This is a genomic window from Calothrix rhizosoleniae SC01 (assembly GCF_900185595.1).
In the GTDB taxonomy this organism is placed as follows: Bacteria; Cyanobacteriota; Cyanobacteriia; order Cyanobacteriales; family Nostocaceae; genus Calothrix_A; species Calothrix_A rhizosoleniae.
Map to the genome: position 1 here is coordinate 1 of NZ_FYBH01000126.1, position 6,577 is coordinate 6,577.

Below are 6,577 nucleotides of genomic sequence, written 5' to 3' on the forward strand. Positions count from 1 at the left end.
ACCTTGTCTAGTAGCCAAAATTTATTACTTTCTTATTAATGAATCCTGGAAACGGGATTGAAACATGTAAAAGATTGGTCAACTATTCCTAATAAGAAATCTTTCTTATTAATGAATCCTGGAAACGGGATTGAAACATTCTAATACTCAGAGCTATAAGTAAATCTTAATTCTTTCTTATTAATGAATCCTGGAAGCGGGATTGAAACATAATGGTTATACTGCGGCTATTCCTTTACTATATCGTCTTTCTTATTAATGAATCCTGGAAACGGGATTGAAACCTCAAACCAGTTCAGTCACACTGAATCCATTACCAACTTTCTTATTAATGAATCCTGGAAACGGGATTGTAGATTGTTAATTTTGTTTACGAATACGTTTTTCTAATTCCGCTTCTGCTTCTTCAAGAGTCATCGGAACTGATTTAACAGAAGCAGCACGCTTCCTATCCACATAAACATAAAACGCTTGCTTATCTTCTGGATGTTGTTTAACATACATCAACAATTCTGTATCTGACATAGCTTGATAATTAAGCTGTTTCATTGAATTAACACCTCTCCATTTGGAAGTATTTCAATTTGTATCGTCTCTCCCACCAAAATAACAATTCGTTCGACACGTTCATCATATCGAACCAAGTTGACCGGCTGAAGTAAATTGCTTATCCTTACCACCATTCTATAGAAAGATTTCAATTGCTGGGCTGTTGACTCCATATGTCACCCCATAATTTAAAAAACATGAATCAGTATCGCAAAACTAGTTCTAAGACGCTTATTTTTTCTCTTAAAAAAGCATAAATTACCATTGATTAATTAACCCAGATTAAAATAAGAAAAATCATATTTTGATTTCAATCTCTATTTTGATTCATGGCTAATAAAACCAGCTATAACCAGATTGCATTTGCCTTATTAATCCTGAAACTGCTAGCCGAAAAACCTAGAAAACGAGAGGAATTATCCGATTTACTCTCAAATTATCTAGAAAAACATGGTAAATCTGATGGTGACACCATTCAAAAACTCACCCGGACAATTCGCAAACTTAGAGACTGCGGCATAGAAATAAAAAGCGCCCCCCATTACCCCTACGAATTAATAGAATCAAACTTTCCCGTCATCCTTTCCACCCAACAACGACAGGCACTCGCCCATGCAGCCTATATTCTTTCAGACATGGGTTTTTCCGCACAAGCAAGCCAAATACAAAAAATTGGCAACCTCAAAACATCCGATATTCCACCATATATCAAAGTCAACTTTAGTCCTCCAGTCGATTACAGCGAAGACAAACTAGATATTATAGTTCGCCAACTTCAAGCAAGAATCCAACAGCAACGTCGCTACATAATTCGATATCAAAGCCCCAATGGAACCCCAAAAATTTGGGATATAGATCGTTGCGAATTACGTTTACATAATGGAGTTCTTTATTTATTTGCATTCATCCCAGACTGGAATTCTTGGCGATTTACACACTTTCCCAACATTGACCAAAACCATCTTTTTCGGGTTGATAGAATCCAGTATGTTGGTGGAGTATCTGATACCCACTGGCTATCTTTAGACTTCCCCACATTAGAAATTCGCTACCGTCTGAGCGGACAATTAGCTAATTATCAACCTAGGAGAAAAGATGAGTTTGTAATTGAGCGCAACTTAGAGTCAAAATTTGTTGATATTATCGCCAAGATAGATTATTGGTTTTGGTTCCGGCAACGAATTTTACAATATGGTGCCAATGTACAAATTATTGAACCCGATTGGGTTGCTAATGAAATCAGAGATGAGCATCACAAAGCTTACACTCAAGTAAGATTATAATAATCTTATAGAGATGGGTTTATACCGGTGTGAAGTATAAAATTGTTTTGCCAAAAACCTAATGCTTTGGCAAGATCCTGTCCCTAGAGTGGATTAACATGAAATATTTTTTCTTATCGGAAGGCTGGACAATTGATAGAGTATGGGCCACAGATGGATTATGGCAGGTTACTGCATGGCGACGCTCCCCTGAAATTGAACAGCTGAATATTTGTTTAATCGAAACAAGCGAAATGTTATGGCTGTATCGAGTAGAAGCAGCAGTCGTAATGGTAGAAGTGAAACCAATAGATGAAACATCATTGCCCACATCACAACAAGCCATTGGTCAAGTAATTTTACGGCGGTTAATGAGTGCCGAGCAAGTCATCGAACATTTAGGTAAAGCCGCAACTAAATGCCAACTGCAAAATCTCAACTCAGTAGTATTTTAATACTACTCAAATTTTGTATATAGCACTACCTAATTAAATGAGAAAATGATTAAATACTTAAACCGATAAATAGTAAACTTATTACTTCAGGACTTGCGCGTAACCCCATAATTCAGTCCAAATAACTACAGTAACTGACTTTGACTATAAGCGATCGCTACCAAAATCCCCTTGCAAAGAGCTACATATTCTAGTTACACTTTTTAAAACATTCTCATTTTTACTTGGCCCTTGCGTACATCATCCTGGGATTAGACCTTCCTGGCTATATACCCAAAGTACGTCAAGTTTGCCCAATTAACCAAGCTGTCTATATTTTTCAGACCAAGCTGTGGAAAAATGTAGACTGTGGCAATAACAAAAACTGAGAGAAGTTTTTTCACAGGGCCAGTAAATTTCCCCACAGGAAACTTATCTGCTCCTAGTCATAACTTCCGTAAGAAAATTGCTTTGTAAACGAACTCATCGAGGAGGGGCGTAGTCGATGGGACTACCTTGGTACCGAGTACACACAGTCGTTCTGAACGATCCAGGACGGCTAATTTCCGTACACTTGATGCACACAGCCCTAGTAGCAGGCTGGGCTGGATCTATGGCTCTTTATGAGCTAGCTATTTTTGACCCCAGTGATCCAGTACTCAACCCAATGTGGCGGCAGGGTATGTTCGTACTACCCTTCATGTCACGTTTAGGTGTTGTAGGTTCCTGGGGTGGTTGGAACGTAATCGGCGATCCTAACTATGACCCTGGTTTCTGGTCATTTGAAGGGGTTGCTGCTGCCCACATCGTACTTTCCGGTTTACTATTCCTAGCTGCTGTGTGGCACTGGGTATTCTGGGATTTGGAATTATTCCAAGACCCCCGCACTGGCGAACCCGCTTTGGATTTGCCAAAAATGTTTGGTATTCACTTGTTCTTATCTGGTTTACTTTGCTTCGGTTTCGGAGCATTCCACCAGACTGGTTTATTTGGTCCGGGAATGTGGGTTTCCGATGCCTATGGCTTGACGGGTCATATGCAGCCAGTAGCCCCGGAATGGGGCCCAGCAGGCTTTGACCCATTTAACCCTGGCGGCATAGTGGCACACCACATTGCTGCTGGTGTAGTTGGTATTATTGCAGGTTTATTCCACCTCACTGTAAGACCACCTGAAAGGCTGTATAAAGCCCTGAAGATGGGTAATATTGAAACCGTACTTTCCAGTAGTATTGCCGCAGTATTCTTTGCAGCCTTTGTTGTTGCTGGAACCATGTGGTACGGTAACGCCGCTACTCCCGTTGAGCTGTTTGGTCCTACACGTTACCAATGGGATCAGGGATATTTCCAACAAGAAATTGACCGCCGAGTTCAAGCTAGCCTCAGCAATGGGGAAAGTTTATCAGAAGCTTGGTCAAAAATTCCCGAAAAACTCGCCTTCTATGATTATGTCGGTAATAGCCCCGCTAAAGGTGGTTTATTCCGTACCGGAGCCATGGTTAATGGTGATGGGATTGCCCAATCTTGGCAGGGTCACGCTGTATTCACAGATGCTGAAGGTCGGGAACTGAACGTACGTCGCCTACCTAACTTCTTTGAAACCTTCCCCGTAGTTCTGGCTGATAAGGATGGCGTTATCCGTGCTGATATCCCCTTCCGTCGGGCAGAATCTAAGTACAGCTTTGAGCAAACTGGTGTTACAGTTAGCATCTATGGTGGTGACTTAGGTGGTAAAACATTTACAGATCCTGCCATAGTCAAACGTTTTGCCCGTGGTGCTCAAGGTGGAGAAATCTTTAAATTTGATCGAGAAACCTTGAATTCTGACGGTGTATTCCGCACTAGTCCCAGAGGTTGGTTTACCTTCGGACACGCCGTATTTGCTCTGTTATTCTTCTTTGGTCACATTTGGCATGGCTCTCGGACAATCTACCGCGACGTATTTGCCGGTGTAGAAGCTGATCTGGAAGAACAAGTAGAGTGGGGCTTATTCCAGAAAGTTGGTGATAAATCCACCAGAACTCCTGGTAAAGAAATTGCCTAAGGCTTTCTCTGCAAATTTGAGGAATGGTCAGAGTAAGGCTGCAAGTTGCTGGTTAAGGAATGAAAAAGGTTTATCATCATCTATCTATAGATATATTTGATATCTATTTCTAACTTGATCTGCGTAACTTCATCCTTCTTTGTTACCATTCTTTCTTGTCACTTGGTACACTATTCTTAAAAGGCTAGAAGGGAAAAAATAGTCATATGGAAAGCGTTGCTTACATTTTAATTTTAGCTCTAGCAATTGGAACTCTTTTCTTTGCGATCGCATTCCGCGAACCACCCCGCATTGGGAAATAGCAACAATTAAACGCTGTCAATTGTTTGAATAGCGAAATATTAGCCGCTGTTACTTAACCTAGTGACAGCGGTAATTATATTTTTAAACGAAGGAAGTAGGAGCAGAGGAAAGCCATCAGCGTTTTGGGATTTACAAGTTATAGCGCTACGCGCAAGTAACAAGTAACAAGTAATAAGTAATAAGTAATAAGTGAGCCATTGTGGTGGGTGGAAGGGTTTCCCAGCATAAAACAAGTGGCGTTTTAATTCCTTGATGGTACAAGCCTTATATATTGAGGTTTCTCCCCTGCTCCCTGCTCCCTACTCCCTACTCCCTGCTCCCCTGCCTCTTCCTGCCTTCTTAAATGAGTACAAAGTTAAATTAAGGATGGCTTAAATAAAATATAACCATAAAATCCGATATAATATCTTATTTGTCATTTAATGCATGTTAAGATTAGCTTTGCTGCGCTACGATGATGAAGGATGTAGGTGTAGACTTGCCTATGAGGCCCTTGCGTATACATCGCTAGGAGGCACGAAAATTACGGAGACTAAAACCAGGAAACAACTCGCATGGTCAATCAGAAATCATCAACTGCTACTGCTGAAATTGGGTTCACTCACGACGATTTTGCAGCCCTACTCGACAAATACGATTATCACTTTAGTCCAGGGGATATCGTGCCCGGTACAGTTTTCAGTATAGAGCCGCGTGGAGCTCTGATTGACATCGGTGCTAAAACAGCAGCATATATACCTATACAAGAAATGTCTATAAACCGGGTGGATAGCCCGGATGAAGTTTTACAATCTAATGAAACCAGGGAATTTTTCATCCTTACCGATGAAAATGAAGATGGACAGTTAACCCTTTCCATCCGCCGGATTGAATATATGCGTGCTTGGGAGCGCGTGAGACAGTTGCAAGCCGAGGATGCTACAGTTCGTTCTGGTGTATTTGCCACTAACCGTGGTGGTGCATTAGTCAGAATCGAAGGATTGCGTGGTTTTATCCCCGGTTCTCACATTAGTACTCGCAAGCCAAAAGAAGATTTATTAGGCGAAGAACTACCACTGAAATTCTTGGAAGTAGACGAAGAACGCAACCGTCTTGTCTTATCACATCGTCGAGCACTAGTTGAGCGGAAGATGAACCGCTTAGAAGTGGGTGAGGTGGTAATTGGTACAGTACGTGGCATTAAACCATATGGTGCCTTTATTGACATTGGTGGTGTCAGTGGTCTACTGCACATTTCCGAGATTTCCCACGAACACATTGATACACCTCATAGCGTCTTCAATGTCAATGACGAATTGAAAGTCATGATTATTGATTTGGATGCGGAAAGAGGTCGGATTTCACTGTCTACTAAGCAGTTGGAACCAGAACCGGGTGACATGATTAAAAACCGTGACGTGGTATACAATAGAGCAGAAGAAATGGCTGCTAAATACCGCGAACAAATGTTAGCTAAACAGCAAGGAATAACTCTTGAACCTGAAGCTGATGTAAGTGCGGAAGAAGTACCATCTGCTACAGAAGAACTAGAAGAAGTACCATCTGCTGCTGAGGAAGCCACAGAAGAGGTTGTCGCTGCTGCTGAGGAAACCACAGAAGAGGTTGTCGCTGCTACTGAGGAAGCCACAGAAGAGGTTGTCGCTGCTACTGAGGAAGCCACAGAAGAGGTTGTCGCTGCTACTGAGGAAGCCACAGAAGAGGTTGTCGCTGCTACTGAGGAAACCACAGAAGTTGCTGTAGCTGTTGATGGAGAAGAGTCATAGATTAATTATTCTTAATATTTGGTAATAATTTCCAAAACTCTAAACTGATTCAGATTAAGAGGGGAACTTCCCTCTTTTTTTGTGATTTGTTGTTGATGGTTGGTGGTTGATGGTTCTTGAGTCGAACAATACTGTCCTAACCAATATGTCCATTGCTATAGCAGTTGACACTCCCACGGTTAGGCTAGGCGATCAACCGTGGAATTCTTTCGTCATAGGGAAACG

General features: G+C 41.5%; 7 protein-coding genes. 5 read left to right on the top strand and 2 right to left on the bottom strand.

Annotated features, from left to right (window positions below):
• Positions 1-360: 360 nt before the first annotated feature.
• Positions 361-549: a DUF6887 family protein gene (locus CALSC_RS07475; RefSeq protein WP_088240751.1), complete on the bottom strand. Its 189-nt coding sequence runs from the start codon at positions 547-549 to the stop codon at positions 361-363.
• Positions 546-722, bottom strand: a complete 177-nt coding sequence (locus CALSC_RS28155; protein WP_407641894.1) for a DUF6888 family protein — start codon at positions 720-722, stop codon at positions 546-548. The genes CALSC_RS07475 and CALSC_RS28155 overlap by 4 nt, the downstream gene beginning before the upstream one ends.
• A gap of 156 nt (positions 723-878) precedes the next feature.
• Between CALSC_RS28155 and CALSC_RS07480 the strand changes: the two genes are divergently transcribed.
• From CALSC_RS07480 to CALSC_RS07500, 5 genes are all read left to right on the top strand, one after another.
• Positions 879-1,832 carry a helix-turn-helix transcriptional regulator gene (locus CALSC_RS07480; RefSeq protein ID WP_088240752.1) on the top strand — a complete coding sequence of 318 codons (954 nt, stop codon included), beginning with the start codon at positions 879-881 and terminating at the stop codon, positions 1,830-1,832.
• Positions 1,833-1,930: 98 nt separating this feature from the next.
• Complete coding sequence (locus tag CALSC_RS07485; RefSeq protein ID WP_088240753.1) at positions 1,931-2,266, top strand: hypothetical protein; 336 nt, start codon at positions 1,931-1,933, stop codon at positions 2,264-2,266.
• A gap of 484 nt (positions 2,267-2,750) precedes the next feature.
• The gene (gene psbB, locus CALSC_RS07490) at positions 2,751-4,286 is read left to right on the top strand and encodes a photosystem II chlorophyll-binding protein CP47 (RefSeq protein WP_088240754.1); all 1,536 of its coding nucleotides are present in this window, start codon (positions 2,751-2,753) and stop codon (positions 4,284-4,286) included.
• Positions 4,287-4,492: 206 nt separating this feature from the next.
• Positions 4,493-4,588: a photosystem II reaction center protein T gene (locus CALSC_RS07495; RefSeq protein ID WP_037216787.1), complete on the top strand. Its 96-nt coding sequence runs from the start codon at positions 4,493-4,495 to the stop codon at positions 4,586-4,588.
• A 555-nt stretch (positions 4,589-5,143) separates the two neighbouring features.
• Positions 5,144-6,352, top strand: a complete 1,209-nt coding sequence (locus CALSC_RS07500; RefSeq protein WP_088240755.1) for a 30S ribosomal protein S1 — start codon at positions 5,144-5,146, stop codon at positions 6,350-6,352.
• Positions 6,353-6,577 lie beyond the last annotated feature (225 nt).